Raw genomic sequence first — 21,044 nt, forward strand, 5'->3', positions numbered from 1 at the left:
TTGTTCACATTATTATCGTTATAGATTCACCGGCGTTTCGCGCGTTGCCTGGTCTGATGGCGGCGAACGAAAAGTCATCGTAATCAACGTCCCACCCTCTGCGGGGCGGGAAATAGCCAGATTGCCACCTAAACGAGCAGCGCGCTCGTGCATAATATTCAATCCGTAATGCCCTTCAGGTTCCGTCAGGCTGGCAATTCCAGAGCCATCATCAAGAATACTCACAGTATGAATCCCCTCAGGGGATGTATTACAGCTTACGGTTATTTTTTGTGCTTGCGCATGTTTAATAGCATTTAACACACCCTCACGAATAATCTGCAGCAAATGCACCTGTTGCGAGGCATCCAGCGCCTGAGTGGGTATGTCGCAATCCATGGTAATAACGGCTTCAGTCTGGTTGCGCAGGGGAGCAATCATCTCCTGCAATGCGGAAGGTAAATCGGCTTGCTGAAGTGTCAGGCGGAAGGTCGTCAATAGCTCACGTAATTGGCGGTAGGCATCGTTCAGCGCCTGGGAAAAATCACCAATAATACGTTGTGCAGGCTGGTTTTCTACCGGTACCGCACGTTTGAGTAACGTGAGTTGGATACGTAAATAAGAAAGCACTTGCGCCAGCGAGTCGTGTAATTCACGGGCAATCGTCGCGCGCTCTTCCATCAGCAATAATTGTTGATAGTGCTTTTGCGCCTGGTTGAAGTAGAGACCACGGCCCAACATATTTGCCAGACTTTGCATTAATGGTAGTGGCGGAACACCTTCCGGAGCCTGCCAGCGGAGCAAACCTAACTCTTTATTCTCAAGCACAATCGACAATGTTTGCCATGATTCCTTATCGTCTTGAACACCTTCCTGTATTTTCCAGTTTTCACCCGTCTTCATCTCCAGATAATTGACTGGTGTTTTCTGGCGCACCTGCTGCAATACTCGTGCAAAACAGTGCTGGTCTATGGTGCTGACGGTCAGTGCCTGTGAGCAGGCATATAGCACTTCCAGCGTCTGATTGGCTTCCTGCAGGTCCAGCGTTTTTTCCTGCACGCTCTCTTCAAGTGAACGATAAAGTTTATGTAACTCGCCCGACATGCGCGTGAAGGTATGTGACAACAAGCCCAGTTCATTGGGTAGCTGTGTATTTAGTGGTGGGTAATCAAACTCACCGCGTTCAATAGTCCGACTTGCTTCCATTAGTTTGTTCAGAGGTGCCACAACCTGGTGGCGAAAGCGGCGTAAGGTGAAAAAGACCAGCGTGAAAATGGCAATAAAGCCCACCACTGAAGCTATCACCACCTGCAGCATTTTGCGTTCGGCATAATGCTGAAGGGCCAGGACAAACAGGTCTATTTGTGCCACATAGCCGGTAATGTTGGCCTTGTACCACTGCAGATCGCCCTGGCGAATATGGTTTTCCATATCGGACCAGGCATGGTTAATCACTGCGAAACGGTTACGGACTTCAGCAGGAACCCAGAATTTTTCAATTTTAAGCAGGGCTGGAGAACGCAGCGACTGGTTGTACTGCTCAAGATGTTTGTCCAGATTGATGCGGTCGCCTTGCAAATCATATCCCAGGCGATAGCTCTGCATACGTAACGAACCTGCGACGTTAATCGCTTCGGCATCTCGCAAGCTGCTGGCAAGGGTTAACATCGCGATGCCTGTGGAAAGCAGCGATAGCAGAATAATGTAAAAGAAAGCTCGGGCAAGGCTCGTGGAGAGCGAGCGTTTTACTATCACTTATAATAACCCATCGAAATAGTTGAGAGCGAAACGTATCAGAAACGTAAGATTTCAGAAATTATTGTTGGCTATATTTCGGCATACCTTCCAAAACAAACTTATAGAATTAACCAGCACCTACCAGAAACACAACCGTTGCATAACAAACCGGTGCAAAACGATGTTTCATTAAACACGAAAATAAATTGATCCTTACCAGGTTATTAGCAGATTTCGCATCAAACTGGGCAAATGACCATTGCCAGTGAAGACTTTGCCAGGTCATAACATACCCCCATAAAAAATAGCCTCCTGTTTGTGATAACGGGCAAAGGGGTAAAAATGAATCGTTTTGTTCTTGCCAATGCACAGCAATGTATCGGTTGTCATGCATGCGAAATCGCCTGCGTAATGGCTCACAATGATGAAAAGCATGTTCTGACCACCCAACAATTTCAGCCACGGATCTCTGTTATTAAACATCAGGGAAGGCGCAATGCGGTAACTTGCCGTCATTGCGAAGATGCTCCGTGTGCAAGCAGTTGCCCCAACGAAGCTATTTCGCGAGTAAATGATAGTGTTCAGGTTAATCAACACAAGTGTATTGGCTGTAAATCCTGCGTGGTTGCGTGCCCATTTGGCGCGATGCAGGTCCTCACCACTCCGATGAATGACGGGCGCTCCGTTAAAGCGAATGCCCATAAATGTGATTTATGCCATGAGCGTAAAAACGGCCCGGCGTGTGTGGAAAATTGCCCCAGCAAGGCACTGAAATTAATTAATAGCGAGACGCTTGCCGCCCTGGCAAAAAACCGGCGTTTACGCTCGGCGGCTCAGGAATCTCAGCCGTGGCATACCACCGCGCAGCAAACAGCACAGCAACTCTCTCTGAGTGCTGATTTAAGTAAAGTAGAAAAAATGCGTGCCACTCCTGCGCGGCAGGACCCGGACAAAATTGACCTGGCCTTGCGTAAAACCGGCTTCGACGAAATCTATCTCACTTTTGATAAAAATCAGGCTGAAAGCCAGGCCGATCGCTGTATGAAATGTGGCGAGCACAGCATTTGCGAGTGGACATGCCCGCTGCACAACCATATTCCGCACTGGATTGAACTGGTCAAAGAAGGGCGCATTCTGGAAGCGGTTGAGCTTTCGCATCAGACAAACTGCCTGCCGGAAGTGACCGGGCGAGTGTGTCCACAAGACCGTTTATGTGAAAGTGCCTGTACCCTCAAAGATGAATATGGCGCTGTCACCATCGGCAATATCGAACGTTATATTTCCGATAAAGCCTTTGCCAGTGGCTGGACGCCGGATCTTTCTTACGTTAAATCGACAGACCGCCGCGTTGCCGTAATTGGTGCTGGGCCTGCCGGCCTTGCCTGCGCGGATATTCTGGCACGCAATGGCATTAAAGCCACTGTGTTCGACCGCCATCCCGAAATCGGTGGGCTGCTGACGTTTGGTATTCCCGCATTCAAGCTGGATAAATCGCTGTTAAGCCGCCGCCGTGAAATCTTCAGCGCAATGGGAATTGAATTCAAACTTAATACCGAGATTGGCCGCGATATTTCCCTGCAACAGGTGCTGGCTGATTTTGACGCGGTGTTTGTTGGGGTGGGGACTTATCGTTCAATGAAAGCAGGATTGGCGAACGAAGATGCGCCGGGTGTTTACGATGCGCTGCCGTTCCTGATTGCTAATACTAAACAGGTAATGGGATTACCGGAGTTGCCTGACGAGCCGTATATCAATATGGCTGGTAAGCAGGTGGTGATACTCGGTGGCGGTGATACGGCGATGGATTGTGTTCGAACTTCGCTACGCCATGGTGCACAGCAAGTCACCTGCGCCTATCGCCGTGATGAAGCCAACATGCCGGGTTCCAAAAAAGAGGTCAAAAACGCACGGGAAGAAGGGGCGTTGTTTGAGTTCAATGTGCAGCCGCTGAATATTGAGCTTGATGACAGTGGGCAAGTGATGGGCATCCGTATGCTGCGCACCCAAATGGGCGAGCCAGACGAGCAGGGCCGCCGCCGTCCGGAACCGATTGAAGGCTCTGAATTTATAATGCCAGCCGATGCGGTAATTATGGCGTTTGGTTTCCACCCTCACGGCATGCCATGGCTGGAAGAGCACGGGGTGAAGCTTGATAGCTGGGGGAGGATCCTTGCCAGCGTTGAAGATAAATTACGCTATCAGACCAGCAACCCAAAAATCTTTGCGGGTGGTGATGCGGTCCGTGGTGCTGATCTGGTGGTCACGGCGATGGCGGAAGGCCGACATGCGGCGGCAGGGATTATGGAATATCTGCAAGTTCTGCCCCAACGTCTTAATTAGTTGCTAATTTCACCCCGTCTTATCGGCGGGGTGAGTGTTTGTTTTACAAACCGAATTTCTTTTTGATCCCACACCGGCATTTACCCCTAAAGGGTGATGCCTCTACTCCCCCTTTATCACATAACGTATCACTCTATAAAAACCCGTAGAAAACTACGGAGATAACACAGATGTGTTTGCCGGTTTCAGTACTGCGAAGGCTGGCATTTGTGATGCAAGGATGTGCCTTATGGCTGATTTTTCCCGACGTGGATTATTGACCGGGAGCTTTCGACGCTCCGCAACTGCTTTCCGCCCACCCTGGAGCGGAGATGAAAACCATTTCCTTTTGGATTGCACTCGCTGCGATACCTGCTTGTCGGCCTGCGAAACTCGCGTTCTGAAACGCGGTCAAGGCGGCTACCCCGAAGTTAACTTCGACCATGGTGAATGCACTTTTTGCTACGCCTGCGCGCAAGCCTGCCCGGAACAACTCTTCCTGGCACGTGAGGTTTCCCCGTGGGAACACACGCTATCGATTGGCGATAACTGTCTGGCCAAAAATAGTATCGAATGCCGTAGCTGCCAGGATACCTGCGACACGCAGGCAATTTCATTTCGCCCCTCTTTGCAGGGGATCGCACAACCTCTGCTCAATCACACCGATTGCACCGCTTGCGGGGCATGTATATCCGGTTGTCCGGTTTCCGCCATCAAGATGAGGCACGCAAATGCAAGCTAACTGGCACGTTGCAGGCCTGGTGGTTCAGGCGCAACCACACAATATTCTCGCGGTAAGTGCCGCATTGAACGAACTTCCGGGTAGCGAAGTCGCGGCAAGTGATGTCGAGCACGGGAAATTGGTTGTGGTTATGGAAGCAGAACGTAGTGACGTGCTGCTGAATCAAATTGAGTCGGCACGCAATATTGCGGGCGTGTTGGCGGTGTCGCTGGTTTATCACCAGCAGGATGAGCAAGGTGAGGAAACACCATGAAACTCAGTCGTCGTAGTTTTATGAAAGCGAACGCTATTGCAGCCGCGGCGGCCGCCGCTGGCCTTAGCGTACCGAGCGTTGCCCGTGCGGTTGTCGGGAAACAAGATGCCATTAAATGGGATAAAGCCCCATGCCGTTTTTGTGGCACTGGCTGTGGCGTATTAGTCGGCACCCAGGACGGGCGTGTTGTGGCAAGCCAGGGCGACCCGGATGCACCGGTTAACCGTGGTCTGAACTGCATTAAAGGCTACTTCCTGCCAAAAATTATGTACGGAAAAGACCGTCTCACGCAGCCGCTGTTGCGCATGAAAGACGGGCAGTTTGATAAAGAAGGTGAGTTCACTCCCATCACCTGGGATCAGGCCTTCGACATCATGGAACAAAAATTCAAGACCAGCCTGAAAGAGAAAGGGCCGGAAGCGGTCGGCATGTTTGGCTCTGGCCAGTGGACGGTATGGGAAGGTTACGCCGCCTCTAAATTATTCAAAGCCGGTTTCCGCTCCAACAACCTCGACCCGAACGCACGCCACTGCATGGCTTCAGCTGTTGTGGGCTTCATGCGCACTTTCGGCATGGATGAGCCGATGGGCTGCTACGACGATATAGAGCAGGCCGATGCGTTCGTACTGTGGGGCTCGAACATGGCCGAGATGCACCCGGTTTTATGGTCGCGCATCACTAACCGCCGCCTGTCGAATGAAAAGGTTGAGGTCGCCGTTCTTTCTACCTTCCAGCATCGTAGTTTCGAGCTGGCAGATAACGGTATGGTGTTTACGCCGCAAACCGACCTGGCGATTCTGAACTACATCGCCAATTACATTATTCAGAACAACGCGATAAATGAATCCTTCTTTAAGCAGCATGTGAATCTGCGTAAAGGTGTGACGGATATCGGCTACGGTTTACGCCCGACACATCCTCTGGAAAAAGCGGCGAAAAACCCAGGTTCAGATGCCTCTGAGCCAATGAGTTTTGACGATTACAAAGCCTTTGTTGCCGAGTACACGCTGGAAAAAACCGCTGAAATGAGTGGTGTGCCGCAAGACCAGCTTGAAGCGCTGGCGAAGTTGTATGCTGACCCGAATAAGAAAGTGATCTCTTACTGGACGATGGGCTTTAACCAGCACTCGCGTGGCGTCTGGGCGAATAACCTCGTTTACAACATCCATTTGCTCACCGGCAAAATCTCCCAGCCGGGCTGCGGTCCGTTCTCTTTAACCGGCCAGCCTTCGGCTTGCGGTACGGCGCGTGAAGTCGGCACCTTCTCCCATCGCCTGCCAGCAGACATGGTGGTGACGAACGAGAAGCACCGCCAAATCACCGAAAACATGTGGCAGCTACCAGCAGGCACCATCCCGGCCAAAGTGGGTTTACATGCCGTGGCCCAGGACCGTGCACTGAAAGATGGCAAGCTCAACGTCTATTGGGTGATGTGTAACAACAACATGCAGGCCGGACCGAACATTACCGAAGAGCGTATGCCGGGCTGGCGCGATCCGCGCAACTTCGTGATTGTTTCCGATCCTTATCCAACGATCAGCGCATTAAGCGCGGATCTGATCCTGCCAACCGCAATGTGGGTGGAAAAAGAGGGCGCTTACGGCAATGCCGAACGCCGCACCCAGTTCTGGCGACAACAGGTTAAAGCGCCGGGCGAGGCTAAATCCGATCTCTGGCAGCTCGTTCAGTTTGCGAAGCGCTTCAAAGTTGAAGAAGTGTGGCCAGCTGAACTTGTCGATCAGAAACCAGAATACCGTGGCAAAACGCTGTTCGACGTATTGTTTGCTAACTCGAACGTCAGCAAATTCCCGGTCACTGAACTGGCTGAAGGGCAGCTCAATGACGAATCCCACGAGTTAGGTTTCTACCTGCAAAAAGGGTTGTTCGAGGAGTACGCCGCATTTGGCCGTGGCCACGGGCACGATCTTGCGCCGTTTGATGATTACCACAAAGCGCGCGGCCTGCGCTGGCCGGTAGTCGACGGTAAAGAGACGCTCTGGCGCTATAGCGAAGGGCATGACCCATACGTGAAAGCGGGTGAGGGCTTCAAGTTCTATGGCAAGCCAGACGGTAAAGCGGTGATTTTCGCGCTGCCATTTGAGCCTGCGGCTGAATCTCCGGACCAGGAATATGACCTGTGGTTGTCCACCGGACGCGTGCTGGAACACTGGCATACCGGCAGCATGACGCGCCGCGTGCCGGAACTGCATCGCGCCTTCCCGGAAGCCGTTTTGTTTATCCACCCGCTTGATGCTAAGGCGCGTGATTTGCGCCGTGGCGACAAAGTGAAAGTTATCTCGCGTCGTGGCGAAGTGATTTCGATTGTCGAAACACGCGGTCGCAACAAACCGCCGCAGGGGCTGGTGTACATGCCGTTCTTCGATGCAGCGCAACTGGTGAATAACCTGACGCTCGACGCGACCGATCCACTTTCGAAAGAGACGGATTATAAGAAATGCGCTGTAAAACTGGCGAAGGTGTAAGGGGGATTAAATCATGAAAAAAACCATCCTGACTAAGACGTTCTTTCAATGGGTTGCGGCATTTACGCTGCTGGTAAGTGGTGCTTTGTGGGCGGCAAACGGCGTTGACCTGACGCAATCGCCCGAAGTTTCTGGTACGCCAGAAGGGTCAATCCATATGCCAAAACAGCAGGGGCGTATGGCGCTCAACTACGTGAATCAGCCGCCAATGATTCCCCATAGTGTTGATGGCTACCAGGTGAGTAAAAACACCAACCGTTGCCTGCAATGCCACGGCGTTGAACATTACCGTACTACAGGTGCGCCGCGCGTCAGCCCGACACACTTTATGGATAGCGACGGCAACGTGCTTTCTAATGTGGCACCGCGCCGTTACTTCTGCCTGCAATGCCATGTCCCTCAAACCGATGCGGCACCGATTGTCGAAAACACATTCACGCCGTCTAAAGGTTTTGGGAACTAGAGGTCATTATGGATAAATCAACCCGTAAGCCCGGCATCATCAAGCGTATGTGGCAGTGGTGGCGTCGCCCGAGCCGCCTGGCGCTGGGCACGTTATTGCTGATTGGTTTCGCTGGTGGGATTATTTTCTGGGGCGGTTTTAACACCGGCATGGAGATGACCAACCGCGAAGAGTTTTGTATCGGTTGCCATGAAATGCGTGCCAACGTCTACGAAGAATATATGCAGACAGTGCACTACAATAACCGCAGCGGCGTGCGGGCTACCTGCCCGGACTGCCACGTCCCCCACGAATGGGGGCCTAAAATTTTGCGTAAAATTCAGGCCAGCAAAGAGTTGTATGCCAAAGCGTTTGGCTTAATCGATACGCCGCAAAAGTTTGATGACCACCGCCTGGCGATGGCGCAAAACGAGTGGCGGCGAATGAAGAACAACAACTCGCAAGAGTGCCGAAACTGCCATAACTTTGACTATATGGATTTCACCGCCCAGAAAACGGTCGCGGCAAAGATGCATGATAAAGCGGTCAAAGATGGGCAAACCTGCGTGGATTGCCATAAAGGGATTGCGCATAAGTTGCCCGACATGAGCGGAGTGAAAAACGGTTTCTGATTACCCGTCATACTTCGAGTTGCAGGTGTGTTGGCTGCACCCGTGCGTCCCAGTCACATAGTTATCTATGCTGCTGGGGACTTACGGCCTGGCCGCCTACCTGCAACTCGGATTATTTAGGGTAATCTCGTTTCATAACCAGAAGACAAAAAGTATTTAGCGGAATATTATGATCGGCTCCCCTAACTCACTGTGGAGACGGTATGTCGATTAAAATCGAAGTCATCAAAGATAAAGTCCTCTCAGATAATTACTTCATTCTGCGTAATATCACCTACGATCTATACCGTAACGAAGCTGAAGCTATTCGCCACAAACGTGAAGTCTATGACCGGGGAAACGGCGCAACCATGCTGCTGTACAACCGCGATAAAAAAACGGTCGTTTTGACACGTCAGTTCCGCGTGGCAACGTGGGTAAACGGCAACCCTGATGGCATGTTAATTGAAGCCTGTGCGGGTCTGCTGGATGCCGATGAACCGGAAGTGTGTGCCCGCAAAGAAGCTATCGAAGAAACCGGGTACGAAGTTGGGGAAGTCGAAAAAGTCTTTGAGCTTTATATGTCGCCAGGCGGCGTGACCGAACTGATTCATTTCTACATGGCGGAATACAGCGACGCTCAGCGCGACAACGCCGGTGGCGGTATTGATGATGAAGATATCGACGTGCTGGAAATCCCCTTCCTAAAAGCGCTGGAAATGGTCGCAAGTGGTGAAATTCGTGACGGAAAAACGGTAATCCTGTTACAACAGCTGCAATTACGCGGAATCATGAATTAAAAACATTGTTATTCAATGGATTACGGATAGGTGATTTTAAGTAAATCTATCCGATAAATCCGATTGAGTACAAACGTTAACCAGACGAAGATATCGCCACTTTTTGTATATCCGTCATACTTCAAGTTGCCTCTTTGTTGGCTGCGCTCACTTACCCAGATCACTTACTTATGTAAGCTCCATGGGACTTGGTCCCTTGCCGCCGTGATGCAACTCGAATTATTTTGGGTATACGTGAAATTCTCTTCGTCTTTTCAGGATGTGTGTCGCCAATGTGCCTTCGGTTCAAATCGCTGTTTCTTTTTATATTATTTATAGCGAGCTCCGTTTTCGCGGCACCTGCACAAAAGTCTTTCTCCGACTGGCAAGTTACCTGCAACAACCAAAATTTTTGTGCGGCCCGTAACACTGGGCTGCATCAAGGATTAGTAATGACGCTGACCCGTAGTGCGGGCGCGCGTACTGATGCAACGCTGAGAATTGATCTCGGTAATATGACCATCGCAGAGCCTAAAGCGCCGCCAATTGCGCCACGCCTGTTGGTTGATGGTGAACCGTTGACGCTGGACTTAGCGAAATGGCAGGAAACACCGCACCATCTCAAAACCAGTGATGCTGATGCGATTAATGGCTTCCTCGATAAAGTGGCGAACGCCGATGCGATTACGCTGGCGAAAGGACGGGGAAGTATTTCACTTGCGGGTCTGAAAGCGTCACTGTTGTTTATTGACAGCCAACAGCAGCGAGTCGGTAGCGAAACAGCATGGATTAAGAAAGGTGACGATCCGCCGCTGAGCGTGCCGCCTGCACCCGCGCTCAAAGAAGTCACACTGACAAACCCAACTCCAACGCCTTTAACGCAGGTGGAACTGAGTGATCTGCTGGATTACGGGACCTGGCGCATGAACAACAGCCAGTGTTCGCTCGATCCTGCCCGTCGTGAAGTTCGCGTTTTCGCCCTTAGCGATGACAAAGCATTGTTGATTACCGGGTGCGAAGCAGGCGCTTACAACGTGGTCGATCTCGCCTGGGTGGTGTCACGGCAGAAACCTTTTGCTGCCCGACAAATTCGCTTAAAACTGCCGTTTACGCCGGGGAGTGGAAACACTGAACTAGAGCTGATGAACGCCGGGTATGATGAAACGAACAAAGAGCTGACGACGCTGGCAAAAGGGCGTGGCGTTGGTGATTGCGGTGTGGCGACACGCTGGCGTTTTGATGGCCAGCGTTTTCGCCTGGTGCGTTATGCCGAAGAGCCGACGTGCGATGAGTGGAATGCGAGTTCGTCGTGGCCCACGCTCTGGGTCACCAAATAATCCCCGTCATACTTCAAGCTGCAGATGCGTTAGCTGCTTTCGTTCACCCCAGTCACTTACTTGTGTAAGCTCCTGGGGATTCACAATACTTATTTTCGACTAAACACCCATAACCTTCTTCGCCTTAGCCACTACATTCTCGGTAGTAAAGCCAAAGAACGGGAATAGCTTGTCAGCAGGTGCTGATTCCCCGTAAGTCGTCATGCCGACAATCGCCCCTTTCAGACCGACATATTTGTACCAGTAATCCGCAATACCCGCTTCAACTGCCACTCGTGCAGCAATATCTGAAGGTAATACCGACTCGCGATACGCTTCGTCCTGAGCGTCAAAAATGTCGGTCGAAGGCAGTGAAACCACGCGTACTTTGTGGCCATCGGCGGCGAGCTTATCTGCTGCAAGTACCGTAATTTCCATCTCCGAACCTGTGGCAATCAGAATCACATCTGGCGTACCGCCGCTGTCCTTCAGAATATAGCCGCCGCGACTGATGGCGCTGACCTGCTCGGCAGTACGATCCATTTGTGCCAGGTTCTGACGCGAAAGAATCAGCGCTGTTGGGCCGTTATGCCGCTCGATGGCAGCTTTCCAGGCTACAGCAGCTTCAACCTGATCGCACGGGCGCCAGGTGCTGAAGTTCGGTGTCATACGCAGGCTGGCAAGTTGTTCTACCGCCTGATGTGTAGGGCCGTCTTCGCCAAGGCCGATGGAGTCATGGGTATAGACCATGATTTGTCGCGCTTTCATCAACGCCGCCATACGCGCCGCGTTTCGGGCATATTCCACAAACATCAGGAAGGTCGCGGTATAGGGCACAAATCCACCGTGATGGGCAATCCCATTCGCAATGGCGGTCATACCGAATTCGCGCACGCCGTAGTTAATGTAATTCCCGGCGAGATCCTCTTTGATGGATTTAGACTCTTTCCAGATGGTCAGGTTACTTGGCGCTAAATCAGCCGAGCCGCCGAGCAATTCAGGCAGGCTTGGGCCATAGGCATTCAACGTGTTTTGTGAGGCCTTACGGGTGGCAATTTTCTCTGGATTGGCCTGCAACTTTTCAATGTATTGCTGCGTGAGGTCTTGCCAATCCTCCGGCATTTCACCGTGCATACGGCGGTTAAATTCAGCGGCGAGATCCGGGTGAGCTTTGGAGTAAGCGGCAAACTTATCGTTCCACGCCGTTTCTGCCTGCTCGCCTTTTTCTCTGGCATCCCAGGCCTGGTAAATCTCTCTTGGGATCTCAAATGCAGGGTATTTCCAGCCCAATTGTTTACGGGCGAGTGCCACTTCCTGCTCGCCGAGTGCCGCGCCATGTGCCTCTTCTTTGCCCGCTTTGTTTGGCGAGCCAAAGCCAATGATAGTGCGGCAGATAATCAGCGACGGTTTATCTTTCACGCTTTGCGCTTCCTCAATCGCCTTCTTCACGGCTTGCGGGTCGTGGCCATCAATTTCATGCACCACATGCCAGTGATAAGCCTCAAAACGTTTGGCGGTGTCGTCGGTAAACCAGCCTTTGGTTTCGCCATCAATCGAAATGCCGTTGTGGTCATAGAAACCGATGAGTTTGCCAAGGCCGAGGGTACCTGCCAGTGAACAAACTTCGTGGGAGATGCCTTCCATCAGGCAGCCATCCCCCATAAATACGTAGGTAAAGTGATCGACAATTTCATGGTCGGGGCGGTTAAATTGCGCCCCTAACGTGCGTTCAGCAATGGCCATGCCGACCGCATTTGCCAGCCCCTGGCCAAGCGGCCCGGTGGTGGTTTCAACACCGGGTGTATAACCAATTTCCGGGTGGCCGGGGGTTTTGGAGTGAAGTTGACGGAAGTTTTTTAGCTCTTCCATCGGCAAGTCATACCCGCTCAGATGCAACAGGCTGTATAGCAGCATCGAGGCGTGGCCGTTAGAGAGAATAAAGCGGTCACGGTCAGCCCATGTGGGGTTCGTCGGGTTATGGTGCAGGAATTCGTTCCATAACACTTCGGCAATATCAGCCATCCCCATCGGTGCGCCAGGGTGGCCCGAATTCGCTTTTTGTACCGCGTCCATACTCAGGGCACGAATGGCATTAGCAAGCTCTTTACGAGATGACATGTTTCACTCCGTGGTTGTCGTTCAAAGTTTGGCGGCGAGCAAATCTTCCAGTTTTCGTTGATCGATGGCGAACAGGCGGATGCCCTCTGCCAATTTTTCTACCGCCATTGGATCCTGATTATGCTCCCAACGGAAATCTGCTTCGCTGATAGGTTCCGGGCGACGGAAGCCCTGTGACAGCGGCACCAGTTTGCGTACCACCGGCTCTTCGCTCTCCTGCAACTGTTGCAGCAAGTTAGGGGCGATAGTCAGGCGATCGCAGCCAACTAATGCAAGAATCTGTTCGGTGCGGCGGAAGCTCGCGCCCATCACGATGGTGCTGTAGTTGTGCTGCTTAAAGTAATCATAGATATTGCGTACCGATTTGACGCCTGGATCTTCTTCAACCACATACGGGTCCATCGGTTTGCGGGCCTGATACCAGTCGTAGATACGCCCGACGAACGGTGATATCAGGAACACGCCAGCTTCCGCACAGGCTCGTGCCTGAGCAAAAGAAAACAGCAGCGTCAGGTTACAATCGATACCCTCTTTTTGCAGTTCTTCGGCGGCACGAATACCTTCCCAGGTTGAAGCAAGCTTGATTAAAACTCGCGACTTATCAATGCCCAGCTCTTCATAAAGAGCAATCAAATGGCGGGCTTTCGCGATGCTTTTTTCTTTATCAAATGAGAGACGGGCGTCCACTTCTGTTGAGACGCGTCCAGGAATGCTTTTCAGAATTTCCGCACCGAAACTGACCGCAAGTTTGTCACAGGCTTGAGCGACCTGGGCCTCTCGCGTGTCGCCGCGCTGTTTACCGTAAGCAATGGCATCTTCAATGAGCGTTTGATAGTGCGCCAAACCTGCTGCCTTCAGTAATAGCGAGGGGTTGGTCGTCGCATCGATAGGCTGGTAATTGCGGATAGATTCAATGTCACCGCTGTCGGCAACAACGGTGGTGAATTTCTTGATACTATCTAACTGATTCATGAATATCTCCTTGAAATGCAAAGTCTAATTTGAGTGCTCCATGTCACTCACGATGGAAATTCATCGTTGGCATAACTAAAAAGCATAGCAGATAGGCATGGCATTGTTGTTAATGCCAGGTAACATAATGGCTCTGATTTTCTAACATTTTTGCAAGACGTTGCTGATAGTATGGCGATGTTCAAAGTTTAGAACGCGCGCAAGCGTGATACTACGTGGCCCTAAAGCGATCTTAACGTGACCTTACGACCCTTGAGAGTGATAAAAAAGGAACGAAGAAATGGACGAACAACTAAGACAAAGTGCCCTCGATTTTCATGAATTCCCAGTCCCCGGTAAAATTCAGGTTTCGCCAACCAAACCGCTGGCGACCCAGCGTGACTTAGCATTGGCCTACTCTCCGGGCGTTGCGGCACCTTGTCTCGAAATCGAAAAAGACCCACTGGCGGCTTACAAATACACCGCGCGTGGCAACCTGGTCGGCGTTATTTCCAACGGCACTGCGGTGTTAGGGCTAGGTAATATCGGCGCACTGGCGGGCAAGCCGGTGATGGAAGGTAAGGGCGTTCTGTTTAAGAAATTCGCCGGTATCGACGTGTTTGATATTGAAGTCGATGAAATGGACCCGGATAAACTGATTGAGGTGATTGCTGCACTAGAACCAACGTTTGGCGGCATTAACCTGGAGGATATCAAAGCGCCAGAGTGCTTCTACATCGAGAAAAAGCTGCGCGAGCGCATGAACATTCCTGTGTTCCATGACGATCAGCATGGTACGGCCATCATCTGTACTGCGGCGGTACTAAACGGTCTGCGTGTAGTTGAGAAGAATATCTCTGATGTGCGTTTAGTGGTTTCTGGCGCGGGCGCATCGGCTATCGCCTGTATGAACCTGCTGGTGCAATTGGGCATCCAGAAACACAACATCGTTGTGTGCGATTCGAAAGGCGTTATCTATAAGGGCCGTGAAGAAAACATGGCTGAAACCAAAGCGGCTTACGCGGTGGAAGATAACGGTAAGCGCACGCTCGACGAAGTGATTGAAGGTGCGGATATTTTCCTCGGCTGTTCTGGCCCGAAAGCCATGAGCCAGGAGATGGTCAAGAAGATGGCGCGCGCGCCATTGATTCTGGCGCTGGCAAACCCTGAGCCGGAAATTCTGCCACCGCTGGCAAAAGAAGTGCGCCCTGATGCGATTATCTGCACCGGGCGTTCTGACTTCCCGAACCAGGTTAACAACGTGTTGTGCTTCCCGTTCATCTTCCGTGGCGCGCTCGATGTTGGCGCAACGGCAATTAATGAAGAGATGAAACTGGCGGCGGTTCACGCGATTGCCGAACTGGCTCACGCAGAGCAGAGCGATGTAGTGGCTTCTGCTTACGGTGAAGAAGAGCTGACTTTCGGCCCTGATTACCTGATTCCAAAACCATTCGACCCGCGTCTTATCGTGCAAATCGCACCCGCAGTGGCGAAAGCGGCAATGGAAACCGGTGTGGCAACACGTCCGATTCAGGATTTCGACGCTTATCGCGAAAAACTGACCGAGTTCGTCTACAAAACTAACCTGTTTATGAAGCCAATCTTCTCTCAGGCCCGAAAAGATCCAAAACGAGTGGTGCTGACAGAAGGTGAAGAGGCGCGCGTGCTACATGCGACTCAGGAGCTGATTACACTTGGTTTGGCGAAACCGATTCTGATTGGTCGCCCGGCGGTTATCGAAATGCGCCTGAAGAAACTCGGCCTGCAAATGCAAGCCGGGCGCGATTTTGAGATTGTGAATAACGAATCCGATCCGCGTTTCAAAGAGTACTGGAATGAGTACTACAACATCATGAAACGCCGCGGTATTACGCAAGAGCAGGCGCAGCGAGCCGTGATCAGCAATACCACGGTTATCGGCGCAATTATGGTGCACCGTGGTGAAGCGGATGCCATGATTTGCGGTACCATCGGTGAGTATCACGAGCACTTCTCTGTGGTGGAAAAGTTGTTCGGGTATCGTGAAGGCGTGAAAGCGGCTGGGGCAATGAACGCACTGTTGCTGCCAAGCGGCAACACCTTTATTGCTGATACCTATGTGAATGACGATCCGTCGCCGGAAGAGCTGACAGAAATTACCTTGTTAGCCGCAGAAACTGTGCGTCGCTTTGGTATCGAGCCAAAAGTCGCGTTGTTGTCGCATTCCAACTATGGTTCCTCCGATTCGAAAGCGGCATGCAAGATGCGTAAAACGCTGGAGATGGTGCGTGAGCGTGCGCCAGAACTGGAAATTGACGGTGAAATGCATGGTGATGCGGCGCTGGTGGAAAGCATTCGTAACGAGCGTATGCCTGACAGCCCACTGAAAGGTTCGGCAAATATCCTGATCATGCCAAACGTCGAAGCGGCACGTATTAGCTACAACTTGTTGCGTGTTTCCAGCTCCGAAGGGGTGACAGTCGGACCAGTATTGATGGGCGTGGCAAAACCGGTGCATGTGTTAACGCCGATTGCGTCTGTTCGTCGTATTGTGAATATGGTGGCGCTGGCAGTTGTTGAGGCGCAGACCGTTCCGCTGTGATTTAAACCCAATCCTTAACCGGCAAGAAATCACGATACAAGGCAGCCTCCGGGCTGCCTTCTTCTGGCTGATAGTTATATTCAAAGCGAACCAGTGGCGGCATCGACATTAAAATCGACTCGGTACGCCCACCCGTCTGCAAACCAAACAGCGTTCCGCGATCCCACACAAGGTTAAACTCCACATAACGGCCACGGCGATAAAGCTGGAAATCGCGCTCGCGCTCGCCCCACGGCAACGCTTTACGGCGTTCTACAATCGGCAGATACGCATCCAGATAACCGTTGCCCACCGCCTGCATAAAACTAAAGCAATGGTCGAAATCCGGCGTGTTCAAATCGTCAAAGAACAGGCCGCCAATACCGCGTTGTTCATTACGATGCTTAATAAAGAAGTAATCGTCACACCACTTTTTGTAACGCGGGAACACGTCATCGCCAAACGGCTGGCACAAATCATGCGCGGTTTGGTGCCAGTGAATGGCGTCTTCTTCAAAACCGTAAAACGGTGTTAAATCAAAGCCGCCGCCAAACCACCACACCGGGTCACAGCCCGGCTTTTCGGCAATGAAAAAGCGCACGTTGGCATGGCTGGTGGGAATGTACGGGCTGAGCGGATGTACCACGAGGGAGACGCCCATTGCTTCAAAGCTGCGCCCGGCAAGTTCCGGGCGATGAGCCGTTGCTGATGCAGGCATCGCGTCGCCATGAACGTGGGAGAAGTTAACGCCCGCTTGCTCAAAGATATTCCCACCGCGTAACACCCGGCTGCGCCCGCCGCCACCGCCTTCGCGTTGCCAGCTGTCTTCTTCAAATGCAGCGCCATCAATATTGCTCAGTTGCTGGCAAATGGTGTCCTGCAATTGCAGCAGGAATTTTTTTACGGCCTGGATATCTGGCAAGTTCATAGGGTTCAACGTTTCTTACTGTGGGCTTTTTGGTTATCAAACCAATTAAAGTAGCTAATGATGCCGGAGGCAATCGCATTAGCAATTTTCTGGCGAAACGCGGGAGTGCCTAATAATTTCTCTTCACCAGGGTTGGTGATGAATGACGTTTCAACCAGTACGGAAGGAATCGACGGCGACTTCAACACCACAAATGCCGCTTGTTCCGTGTTCCGGCTGTGCAATTTATGCACTGGCTTAATCTGTTTGAGGATATGCGAGCCGAGCGTCAGGCTGTTTTTGATGGTGTCGGTTTGCACCAGGTCGAACAGTACCTGTTGTAGATACTGGTCTTTATGTTTGACCTTGCTACCTGCGACATCATCGGCGGCGTTTTCTTTATCCGAGAGGTATTTCGCCATCGCACTACTTGCGCCGCGATTGGAAAGGGCAAACACCGACGCACCGGCAGCAGACGGGTTCGTAAAACCATCAGCATGAATCGACATAAAGAGATCGGCCCCGTGTTTGTGGGCGATTTCTACACGATCGTACAGCGGGATGAATTCATCGCTGGTGCGTGTGAGTTTGGCCTCTATCCCATTGCTTTTAAGGATGTTTCGTACATTTTTAGCAATGGCCAGTACGACATGTTTCTCTTTAGAACCATTATGGCCAATCGCGCCGGTATCAATACCGCCGTGGCCTGGGTCAAGCATCACTACCCGACGTCCACCCGATTTTTTGCTCGGTTTGCTGTGGTTAGTGGTGGTTTTAAGAGGTTTAGTCTCGGAGCTGGCTAAAGCCTTATTTACGCCCGTTAACGTTAAAGCAGCCAACCCAGTAAGCAGTAACTGGCGGCGGGTAGTCAGATGCGTCAGTGATTTAATTTTGCTCATGCGGCTAATATTTTTATCTTTAAAATTGCAGATAGGCATTTATAGCGTATCGGCAAAGGGTAAACGACAAGCATTTGTGGGATTTTCATTACCAAAAATGAATGAGTGGCTAGTATGTCATTTTTTGCCTCGTTTTGCGGCAGATATTGGCTAAACAGAAACTTAACGCCATAATCACTGTTTTAGACTTTCAGGTGGCTAATACCATGGAAATACGTGTTTTTCGCCAGGATGATTTCGAAGAAGTCATTACGCTTTGGGAACGTTGCGACTTACTGCGTCCATGGAACGATCCTGAGATGGACATTGAACGCAAACTCAATCATGACGCGGATCTGTTCTTAGTGGCAGAAGTGGGCGGCGAAGTTGTTGGCTCGCTGATGGGCGGATATGACGGCCACCGAGGATCAGCTTATTACCTTGGCGTGCACCCGGAATATCGTGGTCGCGGCATCGCCAATGCGTTGCTGAGCCGACTTGAAAAGAAGTTAATCGCACGCGGTTGCCCAAAAATTCAAATCATGGTGCGTGAAGAAAACGAGCTGGTGATTGGCATGTATGAGCGGCTCGAGTATGAGCAGCAAGATGTAATGCTACTCGGCAAGCGATTGATTGAAGACCAGGAATATTAATGCCTGCGCTGTATCCACCTTCGGATTACGATACCCACGGTAATCTTAAAACACCTTTTTTGTTCTGGTGTACCCTTCTTTTGCAGGCGCGAACCTGGTTTGTTCTGGTGCTGGCGGCAGCGTCCCGTCAACAGGGCGATGCCATCCTTGGTGTCTTCTATCCTGACCGCGACAATTTCTGGTTCGGGCTATTGCCTGGCGTTCCTGCTGCATTGGCCTTTATGATCAGTGGTCGCCGCCATTTGTACCCCCGAGTTTGGGCAGCGTTGCGCTGGGTGTTAATTGCAGCACAACTGGTGCTACTGACCTGGCAGTTGCTGCTGCTGTGGCAAGGTGAGGAGTTGACAGAAGTAACCTTGTTCCTGCTGCTTGCCGATTTATTTGCCTTGTGGTGGTTAGTCACCAGCCGTCGTTTACGGGATTACTTCACTATCAATCGTGAATAACCGGGCACTTTTGGGAAAGTTTGCACTCCAAAGCGCGTATCCATGCTTAATAAGGAATTTCTGATGAAAAAACTGCGCCTGATGTTATTAGGGCTGCCGCTGGTGTTAGCAGGCTGTTCGACGCTGTCATCCGTCAACTGGTCTGCGGCAAATCCGTGGAACTGGTTTGGTTCGTCAATTGAAGTCAGCGAGAAGGGGGTCGGGGAGCTAAATGCCAGCACACCGATGGATGAAAAAGCAGTCAGCAGCGCATTGAATGATAACTACCGTTTACGCAGCGGCATGAAAACCGATAACGGTGAGATTGTTCGCTTCTATGAAGCGATGGATGACAAAACCGTGATGGTTGTCGTCAACGGCGAAAAAGGCACTGTAAGCCGCGTTGATGTTATGGATAGCGACATCGAAACCGATAGCGGCGTGAAGATTGGTACCACCTTTAGCGACCTGTACGACAAAGCATTTGGCGCGTGTGTCAAAGGGACTGGAGATGATAGTGACGGTGTCGAGTGTAAGGCCAAAGACAGCCAGCACATCAGCTACATTTTCAGCGGCGAATGGCATGGCGGGCAGGAGTTGATGCCGTCTGACGATACGCTCAAAACCTGGAAGATCAGTAAAATTATCTGGCGTCGATAAAAATAACCGCTGGCTTGCGCCTTCTCAATAAGGTGTTGCTGGAATTGGGTATCATAAGGGAATAAACGCCACGTAGAGTGGCGTGTGTTTTTTAGGAGGATTCATGTCTCGTGTTCAATCTGGCATTCTGCCAGAACATTGTCGCGCCGCCGTTTGGCTGGAAGCGAGTATTCAGGGCGATTTCGATGCTATTCGCCAGGGTTGTAAAACCTTTAATCAATCACTGACTGCGTTTCAGGATAAATTCCCTGATGCGAATTTAGGTGCTGTGGTGGCGTTTGGTCACGATCTATGGCGCGATCTCAGCGGCGGTGTGGGTGCGGCCGAGTTGAAAAACTTTGCTCCATTGGGCAAAGGTCTTGCGCCAGCAACGCAACATGACGTGATGATCCATATTCTTTCTCTGCGCCATGACGTGAATTTCTCTGTGGCACAGGCAGCGCTTGCAGCATTTGGCGACGCGCTGAAAATTGAAGAAGAAATCCATGGTTTCCGCTGGGTTGAAGAGCGCGATTTAAGTGGTTTTGTTGATGGCACCGAAAATCCGCAGGGCGAAGAAACGCGCCGTGAAGTCGCGGTGATTAACGACGGTGTGGATGCAGGCGGCAGCTATGTGTTTGTCCAGCGTTGGGAGCATAATCTCAAGCAGCTTAACCGCATGAGCACCCAAGATCAGGAAATGATCATTGGCCGTACTAAAGAGGCCAACGAAGAGATTGACGGTGATGAGCGCCCGGAAACATCTCACCTGACGCGTGTCGATTTGAAAGAAAATGGTAAAGGCCTGAAAATTGTGCGCCAGAGCCTGCCATACGGCACGGCGAGCGGTACCCACGGCCTGTACTTCATCGCTTATTGCGCCCGTTTGCATAACATTGAGCAGCAACTGCTGAGCATGTTTGGCGAAACCGACGGTAAGCGCGATGGCATGCTGCGTTTCACCAAACCGGTAACCGGCGGGTATTATTTCGCGCCGTCTTTAGACAAGCTTCTAAACCTGTAAGGGCTACCTTACTCGCCATTCTGGCACCGGGCAGTGCTCAAAATCCTCACGTACTTCATGTACGCTCCGGTTTTTGCGCGCTGGCCGTCGTCAGACTGCCTTCGCCGCTAACGCCCTACCTTTGATACCTGAAATAATTAGACCCAACACCACCGCAACTTAAAGTATGACGGGTATATATCCCTTTCTTATTGCAAATCACCAAACGATATATAAAACCGTTACAGC

18 protein-coding genes are annotated in these 21,044 nt (G+C 51.3%); 13 read left to right on the forward strand and 5 right to left on the reverse strand.

The features are described from left to right. Window positions 1–18 precede the first annotated feature (18 nt). Window positions 19–1,734, reverse strand: a complete 1,716-nt coding sequence (gene narQ / locus EDF88_RS12770; protein ID WP_134185008.1) for a nitrate/nitrite two-component system sensor histidine kinase NarQ — start codon at window positions 1,732–1,734, stop codon at window positions 19–21. Window positions 1,735–2,058: 324 nt separating this feature from the next. On the opposite strand from narQ, the gene aegA reads away from it, so the two are divergent. The 8 genes from aegA to EDF88_RS12810 all read left to right on the forward strand — a co-directional run bounded on the left by aegA (window position 2,059) and on the right by EDF88_RS12810 (window position 10,682). Continuing rightward, entirely contained in the window at window positions 2,059–4,056 is a 1,998-nt protein-coding gene (aegA, locus tag EDF88_RS12775) for a formate-dependent uric acid utilization protein AegA (RefSeq protein ID WP_134185010.1), read from the forward strand. A gap of 229 nt (window positions 4,057–4,285) precedes the next feature. Next, the gene (gene napF / locus EDF88_RS12780; protein ID WP_134185012.1) at window positions 4,286–4,777 is read left to right on the forward strand and encodes a ferredoxin-type protein NapF; all 492 of its coding nucleotides are present in this window, start codon (window positions 4,286–4,288) and stop codon (window positions 4,775–4,777) included. Beyond that, window positions 4,767–5,030 carry a chaperone NapD gene (gene napD, locus EDF88_RS12785; RefSeq protein ID WP_134185014.1) on the forward strand — a complete coding sequence of 88 codons (264 nt, stop codon included), beginning with the start codon at window positions 4,767–4,769 and terminating at the stop codon, window positions 5,028–5,030. Before napF ends, napD begins: the two co-directional genes overlap by 11 nt. After that, the gene (gene napA / locus EDF88_RS12790) at window positions 5,027–7,513 is read left to right on the forward strand and encodes a nitrate reductase catalytic subunit NapA (protein WP_134185016.1); all 2,487 of its coding nucleotides are present in this window, start codon (window positions 5,027–5,029) and stop codon (window positions 7,511–7,513) included. Before napD ends, napA begins: the two co-directional genes overlap by 4 nt. A gap of 13 nt (window positions 7,514–7,526) precedes the next feature. Continuing rightward, window positions 7,527–7,976, forward strand: a complete 450-nt coding sequence (napB, locus tag EDF88_RS12795) for a nitrate reductase cytochrome c-type subunit (RefSeq protein WP_064512946.1) — start codon at window positions 7,527–7,529, stop codon at window positions 7,974–7,976. Window positions 7,977–7,984: 8 nt separating this feature from the next. Continuing rightward, a complete protein-coding gene (gene napC, locus EDF88_RS12800; protein WP_134185018.1) occupies window positions 7,985–8,587 on the forward strand; it encodes a cytochrome c-type protein NapC in 603 nt (200 codons plus the stop codon). A 203-nt stretch (window positions 8,588–8,790) separates the two neighbouring features. Further along, entirely contained in the window at window positions 8,791–9,366 is a 576-nt protein-coding gene (gene nudK / locus EDF88_RS12805; protein WP_134185020.1) for a GDP-mannose pyrophosphatase NudK, read from the forward strand. 272 nt (window positions 9,367–9,638) lie between these two features. Further along, complete coding sequence (locus EDF88_RS12810; protein WP_134185022.1) at window positions 9,639–10,682, forward strand: DUF1176 domain-containing protein; 1,044 nt, start codon at window positions 9,639–9,641, stop codon at window positions 10,680–10,682. 99 nt (window positions 10,683–10,781) lie between these two features. On the opposite strand, the gene tkt is transcribed toward EDF88_RS12810, so the two are convergent. Further along, window positions 10,782–12,779 carry a transketolase gene (gene tkt, locus EDF88_RS12815; RefSeq protein WP_134185024.1) on the reverse strand — a complete coding sequence of 666 codons (1,998 nt, stop codon included), beginning with the start codon at window positions 12,777–12,779 and terminating at the stop codon, window positions 10,782–10,784. A 21-nt stretch (window positions 12,780–12,800) separates the two neighbouring features. Continuing rightward, window positions 12,801–13,751 (reverse strand): transaldolase, encoded by a 951-nt coding sequence (gene tal, locus EDF88_RS12820; RefSeq protein WP_134185026.1) that lies wholly within the window; start codon window positions 13,749–13,751, stop codon window positions 12,801–12,803. A 280-nt stretch (window positions 13,752–14,031) separates the two neighbouring features. On the opposite strand from tal, the gene maeB reads away from it, so the two are divergent. Then, on the forward strand, window positions 14,032–16,311 hold the full coding sequence (gene maeB / locus EDF88_RS12825; RefSeq protein WP_034459057.1) for an NADP-dependent oxaloacetate-decarboxylating malate dehydrogenase: 2,280 nt from the start codon (window positions 14,032–14,034) through the stop codon (window positions 16,309–16,311). Between the two features lies 1 nt (window position 16,312). On the opposite strand, the gene hemF is transcribed toward maeB, so the two are convergent. Both hemF and amiA read right to left on the reverse strand, forming a co-directional pair. Then, the gene (gene hemF, locus EDF88_RS12830) at window positions 16,313–17,218 is read right to left on the reverse strand and encodes an oxygen-dependent coproporphyrinogen oxidase (RefSeq protein ID WP_064512932.1); all 906 of its coding nucleotides are present in this window, start codon (window positions 17,216–17,218) and stop codon (window positions 16,313–16,315) included. A gap of 5 nt (window positions 17,219–17,223) precedes the next feature. Then, window positions 17,224–18,096: an N-acetylmuramoyl-L-alanine amidase AmiA gene (gene amiA, locus EDF88_RS12835; RefSeq protein WP_064513158.1), complete on the reverse strand. Its 873-nt coding sequence runs from the start codon at window positions 18,094–18,096 to the stop codon at window positions 17,224–17,226. Between the two features lie 206 nt (window positions 18,097–18,302). Between amiA and EDF88_RS12840 the strand changes: the two genes are divergently transcribed. From EDF88_RS12840 to EDF88_RS12855, 4 genes are all read left to right on the forward strand, one after another. Further along, a complete protein-coding gene (locus tag EDF88_RS12840) occupies window positions 18,303–18,728 on the forward strand; it encodes a GNAT family acetyltransferase (protein ID WP_064512930.1) in 426 nt (141 codons plus the stop codon). Continuing rightward, a complete protein-coding gene (locus tag EDF88_RS12845; RefSeq protein ID WP_134185030.1) occupies window positions 18,728–19,174 on the forward strand; it encodes a DUF2919 domain-containing protein in 447 nt (148 codons plus the stop codon). The genes EDF88_RS12840 and EDF88_RS12845 overlap by 1 nt, the downstream gene beginning before the upstream one ends. 63 nt (window positions 19,175–19,237) lie before the next feature. Further along, window positions 19,238–19,813, forward strand: coding sequence for an RpoE-regulated lipoprotein (locus EDF88_RS12850; RefSeq protein ID WP_134185033.1), 576 nt, complete (start codon window positions 19,238–19,240; stop codon window positions 19,811–19,813). A gap of 103 nt (window positions 19,814–19,916) precedes the next feature. Next, entirely contained in the window at window positions 19,917–20,816 is a 900-nt protein-coding gene (locus tag EDF88_RS12855; protein ID WP_134185035.1) for a Dyp-type peroxidase, read from the forward strand. Window positions 20,817–21,044 lie beyond the last annotated feature (228 nt).

It is taken from the genome of Buttiauxella sp. BIGb0552 (assembly GCF_004366275.1).
Lineage (GTDB): Bacteria > Pseudomonadota > Gammaproteobacteria > Enterobacterales > Enterobacteriaceae > Buttiauxella > Buttiauxella gaviniae.